The sequence below is a fragment of the Alteriqipengyuania triglochinis genome, assembly GCF_054655655.1.
In genome coordinates this window covers 763,332-780,074 of record NZ_BAAHNC010000002.1, presented here as the reverse complement: position 1 = coordinate 780,074, position 16,743 = coordinate 763,332, and the positions used below count along the sequence as shown (strand labels likewise).

Sequence of the window (16,743 nt, the reverse complement as noted above, 5' to 3'; positions counted from 1 at the left end):
ATCAACAGGCACGCACCACGCCTTCCAAGGGTGCAACCATGGATTCACGCTCAACGGACAAGCCGGAATGGGCGGACAGTCTGCGTAATATGTACGAGTCCGTCGTCGACGAGCCGATCCCCGACAGCTTCAAGGATCTGCTGTCGAAGCTCGACGAACCCGGCAAGGGCGGAGACAAGGCATGAGCGGCGAGCCGGCACCGGCCGCCGATCCGGTCGAGTTCAAGCGCGAACTGACCGGCGTGGTCCCGCACCTGCGCGCTTTCGCGCGCGGCTTGTGCGGTCGCCCGGACATGGCCGACGATCTGGTCCAGGAAACGCTGATGAAGGCGTGGGCCGCGCAGGAACGGTTCGAACCCGGCACCAGCATGCGCGCATGGACCTTCGTGATCCTGCGCAATGCCTACCTCACAGACATGCGCCGCAACCGCTTCCGCGGCGAATATGACGAGAACGTTGCCGAGCGCATCCTGACCGCACCCGCGGGCCAGGAAGAGCCGATCCACCTGTCCGACATGCACCGCGCCCTGCTGACGCTTCCGCCCGAGCGACGCGAAGCGCTGCTGCTGGTGGGTGCGGGCGGCTTTTCCTACGAGGAAGCGGCCAATATCTGCGGCTGCGCGGTGGGCACAATCAAGAGCCGCGTCGGCCGTGCGCGCGCCGCTCTCAACGCGATGCTTGCCGATGGCGACATTCCCAAGCGTTCGGTCGACGACGACACCGCCCATCGCGCGATCCTCGAAGAGCTGGACGATGTTGCCGCGGGCAATGGCCTTGCCGAACCGACCAATGGGCGCACCTGAGCCCCACGCGTCGACACGGTCAACACCGTGACTGCGGCTGAGGATGCCGCTGAGGCCGGGGCCCAGGACAAGACTGGTCACGGGACAGGTGCCGAGGCATCGGCTGCGCCCAAGCGCCCGCGCAACAGCGGCGCATCCAAGAAGCGCACCCTGCTCGCCGAGCAGGAACTGCGACTGCTCAGCACGCTCGTGCTGCTGCTGGGCATCGGCCTGTTCCTTGCCCTGCCCTTCGTTCTCTCGATCGGATCGGTGGTGTTCCTGCCGCTGACCGCAGCGATCATCCTGTCGGTCCTGCTCGCCCCGCTGGCCGATCGGCTGTCGGCCTGGGGCGTGCCCAACACGCTCGCCTCGGTTCTCTCGCTCATTATCTTCGTCGCCATCGTCGTGCTGGCCTTCGGCGCAATCCTGCAGCCTGCCTTCACCTTGTTCGACCGGTTGCCCGAACTGATCGAACAGGTCGGCACGCGCTATCGCGAATTGCAGGCCGAGTTCGCATGGCTGGCCAATGCGAATGATCGACTGGCCGAACTGATCGGCGGATCGGGCACGACCGAGGTCGTGCTGGCCGGACCATCGGTCTTCCAGCAGGTCGCCTTCAGTGCGCCGGTGCTGCTGCTGGAGGTGATGCTGACCTTCCTGATGGCCTTCTTCATGGTCGAGGCCCGCGGACGGCTGCGCCGCAACATCCTGTTCGGCCGCTCCAGCTTCGGCACCAGCGTGAAGGCCGCGCGCGTCCTGCGCGAAGTGCAGGACCGTGTCGCCGCCTACATCCTGACGGTTGCGTGGATCAATCTGTGCGTCGGCATCGTCGTCGGGCTTGGCGCGTGGGCGATGGGCCTGCCGGCCCCGGTCATGTGGGGCGGCATCGCCACGCTGCTGAACTTCATTCCCTATATCGGCCCGCTCGCGATGACCGCGCTGCTGACGCTGTTCGGCCTGGGCACGGCTGACACCGTCTTCATCGGCCTGATCCCCCCGATCGCCTATGTGACGCTGCACGTGTTCGAGGCGAATGCGGTGACCCCTGCGATCCTCGGGCGGCGCTTCACCATGAACCCGGTGATGATCCTGCTCGCCTTTTCCTATTTCACCTGGATTTGGGGCGCGATCGGCGCGCTGCTGTCGGTCCCCATCCTGCTGATGCTGACCGCCTTCTTCGACCATATCGGCCGACCCAACCTGCTCGGCTTCATTTTCGGCGAGCCGCTGTTCCAGACCCCTCTGCTGGAGGCCGATGAACCGCCGCCGCCCGGCGCATCGGGCGAAGACGACACCCGTCCCGCCTGAAACCGGGAATTCGATAAGGGCGCACGAAAAAGGGGCCGTACCGCAAGCGGCCGGCCCCTTCGTCATGTCGCGCAAGCGCGATGCGCTTAGGCGGGATAGGTCCAGGTTTCGCCGCGGGCGAGGTTTTCGCTCGCGAAGGACCAGTTGAGCTTCTCGGTCGTCAGCGCCTTGAGATAGGCCGGGCGCGCATTCTGGTGATCGAGATAGTAGGCGTGTTCCCACAGATCGATCACGAGGAGCGGATTGACGCCGTCCTTGTCGGCCAGCGTATCGCCATCGTGCGTTTCCTCGATCGAGAGCTTGCCGCCCTTTTCGGCGAGCCACACCCAGCCGCTGGCGAAATGGCCAGCGCCGCGTTCCTGCAGCTTTTCCTTGAGCGAATCGATCGAGCCGAATTCGCTTTCGATCATGCTCTTGAGTTCGTCCGATGCGGCCGATTCGTCGCCCGCCATCGAATTCCAGTAGAAGCCGTGGTTCCAGCTCTGCGCGGAATTGTTGAACAGGCCCTGGTCGCTGCCGCGCGCGGCCGCGATGATTTCTTCGAGCGACTTGTCGGCGTGATCGGTCCCTTCGATCGCGGCGTTGGTCTTGTCGATATAGGCCTTGTGGTGCTTGCCGTGGTGATAGCTCAGCGTCTCGGCGGAGACCGCCGGGGCGAGGACATTATCGGGGTAGGGCAGCGGGGTTACTTCGAAAGCCATGAATTTTTCTCCCGTTTTCTGGGTTGTGGTTTAGCTGTCGTTCAATGAACGCGCAGGCGCGCTATCCGTTGCAAGATCGTTGCCGGATTCTCGTTCGGTCGCGCTGGCCAGTGCCACATCGGCGGTGACATTCGCCAGCGTGCGCATGATGTCGGGCAGCATCTCGACCGCGACCAGCAGCGCGAGCGGCTCCACCGGTACCCCCATCGCCAGCGCGATCGGCCCGATCGAGACGACGAAGCTGATCGATCCGGGCAGACTTACCGATCCGATCGAGATGACGAAGGCGACCGCCAGCCCGGCGAGCAGCGCGGTCAGCCCCAGCTCGATCCCGAACAGGTGCGCAACGTAGATCGCCACCGCGAGGTTCATCGCCGGGCTGGTCGCGCGGAAGATCGCGACCGACAGCGGCAGCACGAATTCCGCGATATTCTCCGACACATCCAGCCGCCGGGCGCTTGCCAGCATCGCAGGCAGGCTGGCGAGCGAGCTCTGGGTGGAGATGGCGACCGCCTGCGCGGGCAGCAGCGCGCGCGCGAATTTCCCCGGCCCGTGGCGCAGCGCTCCCACAATGAACGCGCCGACCAGCACGATCGCGCCCATTGCCGATACGGTCAGGATGTAATGGATCAGCGTGAAGAAGGCCGCGTCTCCCCCCGCGCGCACCGCCACGCCCAGCGCCAGTGCGAACACGCCGACCGGCGCGAGCCACAGCACCCAGCCGATCACCATCAGCATGGCGTTGGCGACCGCTTCGAAGAAGCTGCGCAGGATGGCGGATTGATCATCCGCCAGCCGCGTGATCGCCACCGCGAACAGCGCAAAGAAGATCGTCAGCGGCAGCATCGCGGTTTCGGCGGCCGCAGCGACGATGTTGGGCGCGATCAGCGAGAGGAAGAATTCCGCCAGGCCGGGCACCTGCTGCGGTTCCACATCCGCCGCCAGCAATCCGCGCGCGCCGTCGGGCGCGGGCAGCGCATCCAGCAGCAGCGGCATCGCGATGATCGTCGCCAGTCCACCGGCAAGCAGTGCACCGCCCACGAAGATCAGCATGCGCCGGGCCGTGTCGCCCGCGCGCGCCGCGCTCGCCAGCTGGGTGATGCCGAGTACCAGCAGCGCGGCGACCAGCGGAATGATCGTCATCTGCAGCGCACGCAGCCACAGCGCGCCCACGGGGCCGCTGACCGGCAGGATCGCCTCCGCCATCGGCGTACCCGCGATCAGCGATCCTGCGATCAGCCCGCCGACGAGCCCGCCGAAGGTCCACCAGACCGGGAGGCGCAGCGAGACGAGCCGCGCGGGCCGCGATGTTTCATGTGCCGACAATCTGCATTGCCCCCTTCCCTCGATGGGTTGCGGCGTCCACAAGCACGCCGCACCAACCATTCCGGTAGAGACGACGAGCAGGGGTGTGAAGACCTGACATGGCACGCAAGTATTTCGGCACCGACGGCATTCGCGGGGAAACCAACAAGGGCGCGATGACCGCGGCGATGGCGATGCGCGTCGCGCAGGCCGCGGGCGCGCACTTCCGGCGGGGAGACCACCGCCACCGGGTGGTGATCGGCAAGGACACACGCCTTTCGGGCTACATGGTCGAAAACGCGCTGGTCGCGGGCTTTACCAGCATGGGCGTGAACGTGATCCAGACCGGCCCGCTGCCCACCCCCGCGATCGCGATGCTGACGCGCGAAATGCGCGCGGACCTCGGCGTGATGATCTCCGCCAGCCACAACCCCTACCAGGACAACGGCATCAAGCTGTTCGGCCCCGACGGTTTCAAGCTGTCGGACCAGGACGAGGCTGCGATCGAGGCGCTGATCGAGCAGGAGCCAGACCTGGTCCCGGCGAGCGAGATCGGCCGCGCCCGCCGGATCGAGGATGCGCGCGGACGCTATATCCACGCGGTCAAGCAATCGGTCAGCGACCAGATCCGCTTCGACGATCTGAAGGTGGTGGTCGATTGCGCCCATGGCGCGGCCTACCAGGTCGCCCCCAGCGCGATCTGGGAACTGGGCGCGGAGGTCGTCACGCTGGGCGTCGAACCCAATGGCACCAATATCAACGATGGCGTCGGCTCGACCTCGCTCGATGCGGTCAAGGCGAAGGTGGTCGAAAGCGGGGCGGACATCGGCATCGCGCTCGATGGCGATGCCGACCGGCTGATCGTGATCGACGAGAAGGGCGAGGCGATCGACGGCGACCAGATCATGGCGTCGATCGCCACCCGCATGGCGCAAAAGGAAGCACTGCGCGGCGGCGGTGTGGTTGCCACGGTGATGAGCAATCTGGGGCTGGAGCGATACCTCGAAGGGCAGGGCCTGACGCTGGAACGGACCAAGGTCGGCGATCGGCACGTTCTTGCGCGCATGCGCGATGGCGGATTCAATGTCGGCGGCGAACAGTCGGGCCACATGATCCTGCTCGACCATGCGACCACGGGCGACGGGACGGTCGCGGCGATGCGCGTGCTCGCCGCCCTCGTACGGTCCAACCGCCCCGCTTCCGAAGAACTGCGCATGTTCGAGCCCGTGCCGCAGCTGCTCAAGAACGTGCGCTACGAAGGGGCGAGCCCGCTCGACGCGGCATCGGTGAAAGCCGCCATCGAAGACGCGGAACGCAGCCTTGCGGGCAAGGGCCGGCTGGTCATCCGCGCATCGGGCACCGAACCGCTGATCCGCGTGATGGCCGAAGGCGACGATGCGGGCGAGGTCGAACAGGTGGTCGACGCGGTGTGCGACGCGGTCAGGTCCGCCGCCTGATGCTGGACATGCGGCCCGATTGCGAACGCTGCGGCGCGGACCTGCCAGCGCCCCAGCCGGGTGCCTTCATCTGCAGCTTCGAATGCACCTTTTGCGCAGCCTGCGCGGACAAGCTGGACGACCTGTGCCCCAATTGCGGGGGCGAGCTGATGGACCGCCCCGCCCGGTCGCGCGATCTGCTCGATAAATACCCAGCCAGCACCCAGCGCAGGTTCGAGGGATGAGGATTGGCCCCAACGCCGTCGCCCCTGCCCTTCGGCTGGCTGGCAAGCCAGCCGCTCAGGATAAACTGCCCTTCGGGCAGGCAGGGGCCTATACACCACGCGTCGGACGCGCCACCGGCCTTATCTGGATCCCCGCCTGCGCGGGGATGACGAGTTGGAAATAGTGACGAACAAACCCCCTCCCCGCGTCCTCTCCATCGCCGGGTCAGATTCGGGCGGCGGAGCAGGAATCCAGGCGGATATCAAGACGATCACGATGCTCGGCGGCTTCGCGATGACCGCGATCACCGCGATCACCGCGCAGAATTCGCGCGGGGTGCAGGGCGTCACGCCGCTGACCGGCGATTTCGTGATGGAACAGGTCGATTCCTGCCTGACCGATTTCGGCGCCGACGCGATCAAGATCGGGATGCTCCACGATGCCGGAATCATCGGCGCTGTGGCGAAGGGGCTCGCTTCCCTGCCCGAGGCGCAGGATGTCCCGCTGATCCTCGATCCGGTCATGGTCGCGACCAGCGGCGCGCGCCTGTTGCGCGAAGACGCGGTCGAGTGCCTGCGCGAAGAGCTGTTTCCGCTCGCCACCCTGCTGACGCCCAACCTGCCAGAGCTCGAGATTCTCGCCGGGCAAAAGCTGACCGATACGGGCGCCATCGTGGAGGCGGCGATCGCGCTGGCCGAGGCGAATGATTGCCACGTTCTCGCCAAGGGCGGGCATACCGACGACGCGCGGGTGATCGACATCCTGTGTTCGCCCGAAGGCTTCCTGATGCAGTTCGACGATGCCAAGATCGAAAGCCGCCATACGCATGGCACGGGCTGCACGCTCTCGGCCGCCATCGCCACGCTGATCGGCCACGGCCAGCCGATGCATCACGCGATCCGGCTCGCCCGGCAGTTCACTCGCGCGGCGATCGAGAATGCGCCGGGCTTCGGCGATGGCCACGGCCCGATGGGGCACCAGGCGGTTCGCAAGCTGGAGGGCTGAGCGCCCCCCGGCCGGGCAACAGCGGGGCGGGCCCGCTAGTCCTTCAGATCGTAGAATTCGCTGATCGCGGCCCATGCCTCGTCGGCGGTCTCGCACCAGGTGATCAGGTCGAGGTCGCGCGGCGAGATCGTGCCTTCCTCGGCCAGCGCTTCGAAATTGACGACGCGGTTCCAGAAGTCCTTGCCGAACAGCAGGATCGGCATCGGCTTCATCTTGCCGGTCTGGATCAGGGTGAGCAGTTCGAAGAACTCGTCGAACGTGCCGAACCCGCCGGGGAACACCGCCACTGCCTTGGCGCGCAGCAGGAAGTGCATCTTGCGCAGCGCGAAGTAGTGGAACTGGAAGCTGAGATAGGGCGTGACGTAAGTGTTGGGCGCCTGTTCGTGGGGCAGCACGATGTTGAGCCCGATGCTTTCGGCCCCCGCATCGCTCGCCCCGCGATTGCCCGCTTCCATGATCGAGGGGCCGCCGCCGGTGGTGATGACGAACTGCCGCTCGCCATTCTCTATGATCGCCTTTTCGCCGACCATGCGCGCGAGCTTGTACGCCTCCTCGTAATACTTCGCCTTCTCGATCAGCCGCTCGACCGTCTTCTGTTCGGCTTCGGACTTGTCCTTGGCCGCTTCGCGCAGCGCATCGACCTCGTTCGGGGTGGGTATCCGCGCCGAACCATACATCACGAGCGTACTGCCCACGCCCGCCTGGTCGAGCAGCATTTCGGGCTTCAGCAGCTCGAGCTGGAAGCGCACCGGGCGCAGTTCGGGCCGCAGGAGGAATTCGTCGTCGCGAAACGCCAGCTTGTAGGCGGGATGACGCGTCTGCGGGGTGTCCGTACTGCTTGCCTCTTCGGCAAAGCCCGCTTCTTCGTCCGCTCCGTAAAATCGCCGATCGCCGTGATCGCTTGCACTGCCGGTTTTGGTCATTGTTCGAGCGATAGGGCCAGTGGCGATGTGCGGCAAGCGGCGCTCTTCACTTTTGCGTGCCGAGCCGCGATGATGGCGCACGCGGTTCGACACGAGCGCGCAAGTTACAGGACAAGACAGATGATGCCGATTACCCCGCTGGACGATAATGTTTCGGTCACTGGTCAGGTCGCGCCCGAGGATATGCGCGCGATTGCCGAGCAGGGCTTCCGCTCGGTCATCTGCAACCGCCCCGATGGCGAGGAACCCGGCCAGCCGGCATGGGCACAGGTCGAGACTGCGGCGCGCGAGGCGGGACTGGAAACCCGCTTCATCCCCATCGCCAGCGCCGACGATCTCGACGCGCGCAAGGGCGACTTCGCGACCGCGCTGGACGACATGCCCGGCCCCATCCTCGCCTTCTGCCGGTCCGGCGCGCGATCGGGCAAGCTCTACGAAGCCGCACGCCCCGCCTGAATGCCCCGCGCTTTTTGGCGATAGGCCAACGCGCGACGCGGCGGATAAGGCTACGCACGTTCGAAGTGCTTTCCCGCGCGGCCTTGAAACGCTAATGGCCCCGCGTGCAGACCCGCCGCCCGTCTTCCCGGATCATCCTGGCTATCGCCGCGCTTGCCGCGATGCTGCAGTTGGCGGTGCCGCACGGGTGGATGCTCGCCTCGGCGCAAGGCGGCGCGGTGTTCGTGCCGTGCCCCACCGTGTCCCCCGAACTTGCGGCGCTTGCGAAGGCCGGCCCCGCGAGCCGCGACCGGGCCAATACGAAGCAGGCAGCACACGCGCAGCCGATGGCGTCCCACGGCCACATGGACATGGGCGACCACAGTGCGATGGGGCATACGGCGCCGTCAGCAGACGCGCATGACAAAGGCCATGACGGGCATGACGAAGGCACTGCGATCGCAAGCGCGCTATGCGATTTCGCCGCCCTCGCCGCTCCGGCAACGCTGCCCTCCCCGCCGCTGCTGGACGCTCCCGCGCCCGTAGCCGACGATATCGCCCCGCTTGCCGTGCGGACGATCATTCCCGGACGCGGCCTCGCCGCACCGCCTCCCCCGTCGACCGGACCGCCGATCACCACCTGACATCTATCGCTCCATTCGCCGCGCTTTTGCGGCCAAAAGCCTTTGTCAGGATATCCTTTCATGAAATCCGAATTGATTTGCCGCGCGCTGTGCAGCGCGTCGGCCGTTGCCCTGTTGTCTTCCCCCGCCCTCGCCGAAACCGGCGAAACCGCCGAATCATCCTCCGAACGACCTGCCGACGAGGATACGATCGTCGTCACCGGCACGCTCGAAAGCCGCGAGATGCGCTCGCTCGATACGCCCGCGCTGGGCGTGGCGATCGATGCCGACCAGATCGGGGCGATCAACACCGTCAATGCCGAAGACGTGATCCGCTATGCGCCGAACCTGATCGTCAGGAAGCGCTATATCGGCGATGCCAACGCCACCCTTTCCTTCCGCAACATGCACACCACGCAGACGCCGCGGGCGCTGGTGACGGTCGACGGGTTCCTGATCTCCGACTTCCTCGGCGCGAGTTACGCCACGGCGCCCAAATGGGCCGTCCTCTCGCCGACCGACATTGCGCGGGCGGAGATCATCTACGGTCCCACGTCTGCGCGCTATGCAGGCAATTCGCTGGGCGGGACGCTGCGGCTCGAAACCGCGCCGGTCGAGACCAATGCCATCTCGTTGGGCGCACAGGGCTTCTACCAGAACTACAAGTACTACGACACGGACGAGGACCTGTACGGCTTTGCCGTCAACGGCCAGGCCGACATCGCGATCGGATCGCGCGGGGGCGTCTCGGTCGCCTATCGCCATTTCGAGAACGAGGGCCAGCCGCAGCAATGGCGCACGGTTTCGCCGGGCACACCGTTTGCCGACCAGGCGATCGTCGACAGCGAGCTCGGCTTCCCGCTGCGCATCGCGGCGCAGGATAGCGTGGTCGACAGCGTCGAAGACCAGTTCCGCCTGCGCGGCAATTACGATCTGGGCGGCGGCTGGGAGCTGCGCGGCCTCGCAGCGCTGCTGATCGACGACGAGACGACCGATGATCCCAAAAGCTTCCTGCGCGATGCCAGCGGGAATCCGACCTTCGTCGGCATCTCCGGCGTGACGCGCGGGCAGGCGCAAAGCACCGAACTGCTCGCCGGGCTTGGCCTTGCGGGCAATGTCGCGGGCTGGGACGTCGATCTCTCCGTCAGCCGGTTCGAACTGCTCGACGAGCGCGCGCGCCAGTCGAACGGGGTGGATGTCACCACCGGCATCATCCCCGACAGCGGGATCGTCACCGATGAGGAAGCGCACTGGACCAGCGTCGAGGCATCCGCCGAGCGGGCGTTCGGCGCGCATCGTATCGCGCTGGGCGCATCCTATGCGGGCTATTTCGGCGCGAGCGAGACCGGAGCCGTCGCCGACTGGCGCACCGGCGAGCCAACCGCGATCCGCAATGCCTCAGGCGGCGAAACGCAGCTCGCGGGCGTCTTCCTCGAAGACACGATCACGCTCGCCCCCATGCTCGAAGCGACGCTCGGCCTGCGCTACGAAAACTGGCGCGCGAGCGGTGGCTTCCTGCAGGATGGGCCGACCCGGGTCGACTACGCTTCGCGCAATGAAGATGCCTGGTCGCCGAAGCTCGCCCTGACCCTGCGGCCCGACGATGCGACAGAAATCATCGCTTCGGCCGCCTGGGCGACGCGCTTTCCGACGATCGGCGAGCTCTATCAGGCTGGTCTGATCAGTTATGGCCCGAATGTCGGCGAGATCGATCTCGATGGGTTCGATCCGAATCTCGCGCCCGAGCGGGGCTTCGATCTCCAGCTGACCGCGTCGCGGCGGTTCGACAATGTGAAGGTCACGCTCAGCGGCTTCCGCCAGGCGGTCGACGATACGCTGTTCAGCCAGACGATCCTCGTGCCGAGCGCGGAGGATCCTTCGGTTCCGGTCAGCCAGTCGCTGATCACCAATATCGGCGAGGTCGAAACCTGGGGCGTCGATGCGATCGTCGCGGTCGAGGACATGTTCGTCGACGGGCTCTCGCTCGACGCCAACGTCTCGTGGATCGACGCCAAGATTTCGGACAATCCGCTGAACCCCGCGCTCGAAGGCAATCGCTTCCCGCGTGTGCCGGAATGGCGGGCTAACGCGTCGCTGCGCTACGCGGTTTCGCCGATGCTCGATCTGGCGGCCAACCTGCGCTACCAGAACACGCCCGAGCGCAATCTGGAGAACAACGCCAGCTCGCGCTGCGACACCTATTACTGCGTGTCGCCCTTCGCCTTCGTCGATCTGAAATCGACCGTGCATTTCGACGGTTTCGACCTCGATCTGGGCGTCGACAATGTGCTCGATGAAAAGGCCTTCGTCTTCCACCCCTATCCGGGCCGCACCTTCGTGATCGGCCTGCGCTGGAACGGAGGCTTCTGATGAACAATGCCACCGCCGCAACCGGCACCCCCACCGCCCGGCAGGAACGATGGTACCGCTCGGTGTGGCGGTGGCATTTCTATGCCGGGCTGTTCACCGTCCCCTTCGTGTTGTGGCTGTCCGCCACGGGCGCGATCTACCTGTTCAAGCCGCAGGTGGAGAGCTGGATCGACCGGCCTTACGACAGCCTCGAAGTTACCAATACGCCGCTCGCCCCTTCAGCGCTGGTGGACAAGGCGGAGGGCGCGGTCCCCGGATCGGTCCTCCATCGCTTCATCTTGCGCGAGGAAGCCGATGATGCGCAGCGCATCGTCGTGGGCGTGGGCGCGGACGAGACGCGTGCCTATCTCCATCCCGACACCGGCGAAGTGCTCAAGACCGTGGGCGAGCAGGACCGCTTCATGCGCGTCATCTTCCGCCTGCATGGCGAGCTGACCATGGGCCGCTGGGGCTCGACGCTGGTCGAACTCGCGGCGAGCTGGACGATCGTCATGCTGCTGACCGGGCTGTTCCTGTGGTGGCCGCGCGATGCAAAAGGCCTCGGCGGGGTGCTCTATCCGCGCCTGAGCCGCACGGGCCGCAACTGGTGGAAGGATGTGCACGCCGTCACCGGCGTCTGGGTCGCGCTGTTCGCGGCCGCGCTGATCTTCACCGGCCTGCCCTGGGCCAAGACCTGGGGCAATTACTTCTCCACCATGCGCGAGGTGACCGGGCAGGTCGATGGCCCCGTCGACTGGTCGCGTGGATCGGATGTCGAGCGGCAGGAACGCACCGCTCTCGATCGCCAGGCGCGCGCGGTGATGGGCGAACACGCGGGGCACTCAGGCATGGGCGGCATGGCTGCCGAGCCGGACACGGCGTCCGCACCCGCGCTCCAGCTAGATCGCGTGGTGCCGACAGCCGCGAATCTCGCGTTACCCGCCCCGGTCGAGATCACGCCGCCCGCGAATGCCGACGCACCATGGAAAGTTGTGTCCAACACGCCCAACCGACCGAAGCGAAGCACGGTGGAGATCGACGGCCCGACCGGATCACTCGTCGGCCGGGTCGATTTCGCCCAGCGCCACTGGATCGATCGCGTGGTCGGCTACGGCATCGGCTGGCACGAGGGCGCGCTGTTCGGCCTCGCCAACCAGCTGTTCGCGCTGGCGATCCTGCTCGCGCTCGTCGCACTGTCGGTCTCGGGTGTCGTGATGTGGTGGCGCCGCCGCCCCGAAGGAAGCCTCGGCGCGCCTGCCCCGAAGGGTGTCCTGCGCCACAGCTGGCTGCTGGTCGGGCTGACGGTCGTGCTGGGCTTCGTGGTGCCGCTGTTCGGGATCAGCCTGGCAGTCGTCGTCCTGCTCGAACGGCTGCTCCTGCGACGGAGCGCGCCGGTCCGCGCCGCGCTCGGCCTGCGCGAACGGTGATCTTTATGACGGCGAGTGAATGCGTGACAGGGTTGCACCTTGTTGCATTACTTTCCATATGGTGAGCGCAATCTTCTCATATGGAGAGAACGATGGCGCTCGCACTCGCCGAACCTCAGATAAGGCCCGTCACCGACCAGGATGATGTGGCGAAGATCGTGAAGGCGGTCGTTCGTGCTTCGGCGGCGTGGGAGTTGACCAGCGCCGAAGCAGCGGCGCTGTTCGATGTCAGCCCGACGACCTGGAGCCGCATGAAAGCCGATACCTACAAAGGGAAACTGGACCGCGACAAGGTTACGAGGGCCAGTCTCATCATTGGCATCTTCAAGGGTCTTCGACTGCTGTTCAACGGGCCGCTTACGTACAGCTGGCCAACGCTGGCCAATCGCGGAGAGGGATATAACGGCCAACGGCCCGTCGATGTCATGATCGCAGGGGGCATTCCGGCGATGGCGTCCGTGCGCCAGCATATCGACGCCCTTCGAGGGGGGCTCTAGAAAACCTCGTGGCTGAGAAAGAGGCCTCCCCGCTTCCCCACGGCCTCGGCACCGCCGACATCGTGGAGACGACCACGATCAGGCTCATCAGCACGGCTTTTATGGACGAGCCTGCGATGGCACCGCTCGCCGATGACGGGGATGATCTCGATTTTCTCGCGGAGATCGAGCGAAAGACCTCGGTCCGGCAGAATGAGGACCTGCCGCTTCCAGCCGACGTTCGTCGCCGCGAACTGCTGACGCAGGCCGCCGGCTACGGCTGGACCTATGTCAACGCAGCCTTCTGTTACACGCGCCCCGGCGGCAATCGGTTCAACGATGAAAGACGCGGAGCCTGGTATGCTGCATGGGGCCGCGGGGCCGTCGATACGGCGATCGCGGAGGTGTCTTACCACCTGACGCGAGAGCTGGAGAATGTCGGCGTGTTCGAGAACAGCACCGACTATCGAGAGCTGGTCGCATCGTTCATCGGCCCCTTCGTCGATCTTCGCGGAAGGGAAGCAGAGCCATGGCTCGATCCCGACCCTTCGGTGGGGCACCCGGCAGGCCAGCGCCTTGCACGCGAACTTCGGGCCTCCGGGGCAAATGGTGTCGTCTATCCTTCCCCCCGGCGCGAAGGGGGCATGTGCCTGGCGGCGTTCCGCACCAACCTGGTGCAGAATATCCGGCAAGGCGCGACATGGCGGCTGACCTGGCGCGGCGAGCGCACCCCGACCGTGGCGAGAGCCTAGCCGCTACTGCAGCGCAACGCCGCGCGAGTGTTCGATTTTCAGAGAGAAGGCTGGATGCCCCGTGAGGATTCGAACCTCAATTGACGGAGTCAGAGTCCGTAGTCTTACCATTAGACGACGGGGCAATAGCCGTCCGCCCGGGTCCGCGAGTGCACGACTCGGGTGAGGCGGAGCGGCGCATCTAGAAAGCCGCGGGCGCAGCGTCAAGCACTCAAACCGAACGCAGCCTTGCCGGACAGCCCCTCTCCGGGTAGCATAAGTGTCAGGTCCCCGCAGGATATTCGCTGCGGGAGGATATGGAACGAGTATTATGGCGGACTTCGTGCCGCCGGACGAAGGCAAGAGGGCTTCCATTACGGAGGGTGATAAGTCCGGCGAGGTGGCCACCAAGCGCCACCGCCACCCACCGAAGCCCACGGAGAAGAGAAAACGCCAGCGCTCTGCCGACGGCAGGCGACGCAATCAGGCATCGAAACCGCAGCCGCAACAGCCGCAGCAGGCACCGCCGCGCAAGCCCGGTCGTTTCGGGCGGCAGGCCTATGCCGCGCTCGACTTGGGCACCAATAACTGCCGCCTGCTGATCGCCCGCCCCTCCGGCGAGGACTTCACGGTGATCGACGCCTTCAGCCGGGTCGTCCGGCTGGGCGAAGGGCTCGCGCTGTCGGGCCGGTTGTCGGACGAGGCGATGGATCGCGCGCTGGGTGCGCTGCACGTGTGCGCGGAAAAGCTGCGGCGGCGCAACGTCTTCCTCGCTCGCTCGGTCGCCACCGAAGCCTGCCGCCGCGCCGCCAATGGGGAGCGGTTTATCGAGCGCGTGCGCGAGGAGACGGGCATCGTCCTCGACATCATTTCCGCGCAGGAGGAAGCGCGCCTCGCGGTGCTGGGCTGCCACGTCCTGCTCGAACAGGGCGAAGGTCCCGCGCTGATCTTCGATATCGGCGGCGGCTCGACCGAACTGATTCTCGTCGGCCCCGGCGAAGGCGCCATTCCACGAATCCTCGACTGGCAGAGCGTGCCGTGGGGCGTCGTCTCGCTGACCGATACGGTCATGCGCGAAGCGCCGGACCTGGACGACGAAACCGCGAGGCTTGGCGTCTATGCCGACATGCGCCGCACGGTGGACCGCAGCTTCGCGCCTTTCGCGAAGCGCATCGGCGAGGCCGCGCAGGAGGCGGATATCCGCCTGCTCGGCACCAGCGGCACCGTCACCACGCTCGCCAGCCTCCACCTCGAACTGCCGCATTACGACCGGCGCGCGGTCGACGGGCTGATCGTGCCCTCCGCCTCCATGCGCGCAATCTCGGCCCGCCTCTCCCGCCTCAGCGAGAAGGAGCGCGGGCAGGTCCCGTGCATCGGGCCGGACCGGGCGGAGCTGGTGGTCGCGGGCTGCGCGATCCTCGAATCGATACTCGACCTGTGGCCGGCCGACAGGCTGGGCGTCGCCGATCGCGGCATTCGCGAAGGCATCCTGCGCAGCCTGATGGCCGCCGACTTCGCGGGCCCCGGCGCGCGATCCAACGAAGAAAGATCCTGACATGAGCAGATCGCGCGGCGATCCCGACAAGCGTGTGCGCACGGCGAGGGGCCGCACCGCCTCTTCCACCCGCTGGCTGGAGCGGCAGCTGAACGACCCCTACGTGCGCGAGGCGAAGGCCGCCGGCTATCGCAGCCGCGCCGCCTTCAAGCTGATCGAGCTGGACGAGAAATTCGGCATCCTGCGTGGATCGAGCCGGATCGTGGACCTCGGCATCGCGCCGGGGGGCTGGTCGCAGGTGGCCCGCAAGAAACGCCCGCAGGCGACGATCGTGGGCATCGACCTGCTGCCGACGGAGCCGATCGAAGGGGTCACGATCCTGGAAATGGATTTCATGGCCGACGAAGCGCCGGAGCAGATCATGGACCACCTGGGCGGCGCGCCCGATCTCGTCATGTCGGACATGGCAGCCAACACGGTCGGCCACAAACAGACCGATCACCTGCGTACGATGGGCCTGGTGGAAACGGCCGCCGACTTCGCGATCCAGACGCTCGCGCCCGGCGGGCAGTTTCTCGCCAAGGTGCTGGCCGGGGGGACCGACGCCGAACTGCTCAAGCTGCTGAAGCAGAACTTCAAGACCGTGAAGCACGCCAAGCCACCGGCGAGCCGCAAGGGCTCGTCCGAATGGTACGTCGTCGCTCAGGGATTCAAGGGCTGAGGTCGGTCGCGACGCTCAGCCCCCATTCTCCAGGCCCTAAAGGCGCTTGAAACCTAGTTCTCGCCCGCTGCGTTCGCGGCGGCGACCGGCTGATCGGCGCCCATTGCGCCCGCCGCTTCGGCTTCGCCTGCTTCTTCGCCATCGACCGGGCCGGGGCCTTCGCCTGCACCGTCGACCTCGTCGCCGGCTTCGTCCGCTTCGTCACCGGCGTCTTCGGCAACCGGCGCGGGCAGCGGCGGGCCGCCACCATTTTCGAGCAGGTAGAGAATCACGTTGGCGCGATCTTCGGGGTTGGAAAGCCCGGCGAAGCTCATCTTGGTGCCGTTGGCGAAGGCGCGCGGGCTGGTGAGCCAGGCGTCCATGTTCTCGTAAGTCCACTCGCCGCCATGGCCCGACAGAGCAGAGCTGTAGGCGAAGCCAGGGGCATGCTGGCCGATGCCCGTGCCGAGCACGCCGTAGAGGTTCGGCCCGATGCCGTTCGCACCGCCCTGGTTGATCGTGTGGCAGGCGCTGCACTTGGCGAACACGCCCTCGCCCGCCGATGCGCTGCCCGCCGCCAGCAGATTCGCGAACGGAGGACCGGCGTCCTCGCCGCCCTCTTCCTCGGCCGCCTGGATGAAGAAGCCCGGATCGGCGCCCTCCGGAAGCTCGCCGTCGTCCCCATGGAAATACATCGAGCTGACGCTCGCCGCCCCGAGGGCGATCACGCCGGAGAACAGAATCCACCCGAATGCGGTGTTGCGATCGTCTTTCATCGAAATGTGCCTGGCCGTTGCTGGAGGGATGTCTTTGCTGGGATTAA

18 protein-coding genes and 1 tRNA gene are annotated in these 16,743 nt (G+C 66.3%); 14 read left to right on the top strand and 5 right to left on the bottom strand.

Annotated features, from left to right (window positions below):
• Positions 1-38: 38 nt before the first annotated feature.
• From ACYQ0L_RS09605 to ACYQ0L_RS09595, 3 genes are read left to right on the top strand one after another with little or no spacing between them, the layout of a single operon-like run.
• On the top strand, positions 39-185 hold the full coding sequence (locus ACYQ0L_RS09605; RefSeq protein ID WP_459788885.1) for a NepR family anti-sigma factor: 147 nt from the start codon (positions 39-41) through the stop codon (positions 183-185).
• On the top strand, positions 182-802 hold the full coding sequence (locus ACYQ0L_RS09600; protein ID WP_459788884.1) for a sigma-70 family RNA polymerase sigma factor: 621 nt from the start codon (positions 182-184) through the stop codon (positions 800-802). The genes ACYQ0L_RS09605 and ACYQ0L_RS09600 overlap by 4 nt, the downstream gene beginning before the upstream one ends.
• Positions 803-829: 27 nt before the next feature.
• Positions 830-2,089, top strand: a complete 1,260-nt coding sequence (locus ACYQ0L_RS09595) for an AI-2E family transporter (RefSeq protein WP_459788883.1) — start codon at positions 830-832, stop codon at positions 2,087-2,089.
• Positions 2,090-2,175: 86 nt separating this feature from the next.
• Here the strand turns inward: ACYQ0L_RS09595 and ACYQ0L_RS09590 are convergent, their stop codons facing one another.
• Both ACYQ0L_RS09590 and ACYQ0L_RS09585 read right to left on the bottom strand, forming a co-directional pair.
• A complete protein-coding gene (locus tag ACYQ0L_RS09590) occupies positions 2,176-2,790 on the bottom strand; it encodes a superoxide dismutase (RefSeq protein ID WP_459788882.1) in 615 nt (204 codons plus the stop codon).
• A 30-nt stretch (positions 2,791-2,820) separates the two neighbouring features.
• A complete protein-coding gene (locus ACYQ0L_RS09585; RefSeq protein ID WP_459788880.1) occupies positions 2,821-4,116 on the bottom strand; it encodes a dicarboxylate/amino acid:cation symporter in 1,296 nt (431 codons plus the stop codon).
• A gap of 98 nt (positions 4,117-4,214) precedes the next feature.
• Between ACYQ0L_RS09585 and glmM the strand changes: the two genes are divergently transcribed.
• From glmM to thiD, 3 genes are all read left to right on the top strand, one after another.
• Positions 4,215-5,552, top strand: a complete 1,338-nt coding sequence (gene glmM, locus ACYQ0L_RS09580) for a phosphoglucosamine mutase (RefSeq protein ID WP_459788879.1) — start codon at positions 4,215-4,217, stop codon at positions 5,550-5,552.
• A complete protein-coding gene (locus tag ACYQ0L_RS09575) occupies positions 5,552-5,776 on the top strand; it encodes a DUF1272 domain-containing protein (RefSeq protein ID WP_459788878.1) in 225 nt (74 codons plus the stop codon). Before glmM ends, ACYQ0L_RS09575 begins: the two co-directional genes overlap by 1 nt.
• Before the next feature lie 163 nt (positions 5,777-5,939).
• Positions 5,940-6,761, top strand: coding sequence for a bifunctional hydroxymethylpyrimidine kinase/phosphomethylpyrimidine kinase (gene thiD, locus ACYQ0L_RS09570; RefSeq protein WP_459788877.1), 822 nt, complete (start codon positions 5,940-5,942; stop codon positions 6,759-6,761).
• Between the two features lie 35 nt (positions 6,762-6,796).
• Here the strand turns inward: thiD and ACYQ0L_RS09565 are convergent, their stop codons facing one another.
• Positions 6,797-7,684 (bottom strand): LOG family protein, encoded by an 888-nt coding sequence (locus ACYQ0L_RS09565; RefSeq protein WP_459788876.1) that lies wholly within the window; start codon positions 7,682-7,684, stop codon positions 6,797-6,799.
• A 120-nt stretch (positions 7,685-7,804) separates the two neighbouring features.
• Here ACYQ0L_RS09565 and ACYQ0L_RS09560 point away from each other — a divergent pair, with 120 nt between their 5' ends.
• The 6 genes from ACYQ0L_RS09560 (at position 7,805) to ACYQ0L_RS09535 (ending at position 13,746) form a co-directional block, all read left to right on the top strand.
• Positions 7,805-8,140 (top strand): protein tyrosine phosphatase family protein, encoded by a 336-nt coding sequence (locus ACYQ0L_RS09560; protein ID WP_459788875.1) that lies wholly within the window; start codon positions 7,805-7,807, stop codon positions 8,138-8,140.
• A 104-nt stretch (positions 8,141-8,244) separates the two neighbouring features.
• The gene (locus tag ACYQ0L_RS09555) at positions 8,245-8,763 is read left to right on the top strand and encodes a hypothetical protein (protein ID WP_459788874.1); all 519 of its coding nucleotides are present in this window, start codon (positions 8,245-8,247) and stop codon (positions 8,761-8,763) included.
• Positions 8,764-8,823: 60 nt separating this feature from the next.
• Positions 8,824-11,112: a TonB-dependent receptor gene (locus tag ACYQ0L_RS09550; RefSeq protein WP_459788873.1), complete on the top strand. Its 2,289-nt coding sequence runs from the start codon at positions 8,824-8,826 to the stop codon at positions 11,110-11,112.
• On the top strand, positions 11,112-12,518 hold the full coding sequence (locus ACYQ0L_RS09545) for a PepSY-associated TM helix domain-containing protein (protein WP_459788872.1): 1,407 nt from the start codon (positions 11,112-11,114) through the stop codon (positions 12,516-12,518). The genes ACYQ0L_RS09550 and ACYQ0L_RS09545 overlap by 1 nt, the downstream gene beginning before the upstream one ends.
• Before the next feature lie 92 nt (positions 12,519-12,610).
• Positions 12,611-13,015, top strand: a complete 405-nt coding sequence (locus tag ACYQ0L_RS09540; RefSeq protein WP_459788871.1) for an antitoxin Xre-like helix-turn-helix domain-containing protein — start codon at positions 12,611-12,613, stop codon at positions 13,013-13,015.
• Between the two features lie 8 nt (positions 13,016-13,023).
• Positions 13,024-13,746: an RES family NAD+ phosphorylase gene (locus ACYQ0L_RS09535; RefSeq protein WP_459788870.1), complete on the top strand. Its 723-nt coding sequence runs from the start codon at positions 13,024-13,026 to the stop codon at positions 13,744-13,746.
• A 51-nt stretch (positions 13,747-13,797) separates the two neighbouring features.
• Here the strand turns inward: ACYQ0L_RS09535 and ACYQ0L_RS09530 are convergent.
• Positions 13,798-13,871, bottom strand: a tRNA-Gln gene (locus ACYQ0L_RS09530).
• 185 nt (positions 13,872-14,056) lie between these two features.
• On the opposite strand from ACYQ0L_RS09530, the gene ACYQ0L_RS09525 reads away from it, so the two are divergent.
• Entirely contained in the window at positions 14,057-15,280 is a 1,224-nt protein-coding gene (locus tag ACYQ0L_RS09525; protein ID WP_459788869.1) for a Ppx/GppA phosphatase family protein, read from the top strand.
• A gap of 1 nt (position 15,281) precedes the next feature.
• Complete coding sequence (locus tag ACYQ0L_RS09520; RefSeq protein ID WP_459788868.1) at positions 15,282-15,941, top strand: RlmE family RNA methyltransferase; 660 nt, start codon at positions 15,282-15,284, stop codon at positions 15,939-15,941.
• Between the two features lie 53 nt (positions 15,942-15,994).
• On the opposite strand, the gene ACYQ0L_RS09515 is transcribed toward ACYQ0L_RS09520, so the two are convergent.
• Positions 15,995-16,696 carry a c-type cytochrome gene (locus tag ACYQ0L_RS09515; protein WP_459788867.1) on the bottom strand — a complete coding sequence of 234 codons (702 nt, stop codon included), beginning with the start codon at positions 16,694-16,696 and terminating at the stop codon, positions 15,995-15,997.
• Between the last annotated feature and the right edge of the window lie 47 nt (positions 16,697-16,743).

What these genes read in the sequence shown, in the direction of transcription:
- ACYQ0L_RS09605 (WP_459788885.1), top strand. Translation starts at nt 39, where the DNA reads ATGGATTCACGCTCAACGGACAAGCCGGAATGGGCGGACAGTCTGCGT.
- ACYQ0L_RS09600 (WP_459788884.1), top strand. Translation starts at nt 182, where the DNA reads ATGAGCGGCGAGCCGGCACCGGCCGCCGATCCGGTCGAGTTCAAGCGC.
- ACYQ0L_RS09590 (WP_459788882.1), bottom strand. Translation starts at nt 2,790, where the DNA reads ATGGCTTTCGAAGTAACCCCGCTGCCCTACCCCGATAATGTCCTCGCC.
- glmM (WP_459788879.1), top strand. Translation starts at nt 4,215, where the DNA reads ATGGCACGCAAGTATTTCGGCACCGACGGCATTCGCGGGGAAACCAAC.
- ACYQ0L_RS09575 (WP_459788878.1), top strand. Translation starts at nt 5,552, where the DNA reads ATGCTGGACATGCGGCCCGATTGCGAACGCTGCGGCGCGGACCTGCCA.
- ACYQ0L_RS09565 (WP_459788876.1), bottom strand. Translation starts at nt 7,684, where the DNA reads ATGACCAAAACCGGCAGTGCAAGCGATCACGGCGATCGGCGATTTTAC.
- ACYQ0L_RS09560 (WP_459788875.1), top strand. Translation starts at nt 7,805, where the DNA reads ATGATGCCGATTACCCCGCTGGACGATAATGTTTCGGTCACTGGTCAG.
- ACYQ0L_RS09550 (WP_459788873.1), top strand. Translation starts at nt 8,824, where the DNA reads ATGAAATCCGAATTGATTTGCCGCGCGCTGTGCAGCGCGTCGGCCGTT.
- ACYQ0L_RS09545 (WP_459788872.1), top strand. Translation starts at nt 11,112, where the DNA reads ATGAACAATGCCACCGCCGCAACCGGCACCCCCACCGCCCGGCAGGAA.
- ACYQ0L_RS09540 (WP_459788871.1), top strand. Translation starts at nt 12,611, where the DNA reads ATGGCGCTCGCACTCGCCGAACCTCAGATAAGGCCCGTCACCGACCAG.
- ACYQ0L_RS09525 (WP_459788869.1), top strand. Translation starts at nt 14,057, where the DNA reads ATGGCGGACTTCGTGCCGCCGGACGAAGGCAAGAGGGCTTCCATTACG.
- ACYQ0L_RS09520 (WP_459788868.1), top strand. Translation starts at nt 15,282, where the DNA reads ATGAGCAGATCGCGCGGCGATCCCGACAAGCGTGTGCGCACGGCGAGG.
- ACYQ0L_RS09515 (WP_459788867.1), bottom strand. Translation starts at nt 16,696, where the DNA reads ATGAAAGACGATCGCAACACCGCATTCGGGTGGATTCTGTTCTCCGGC.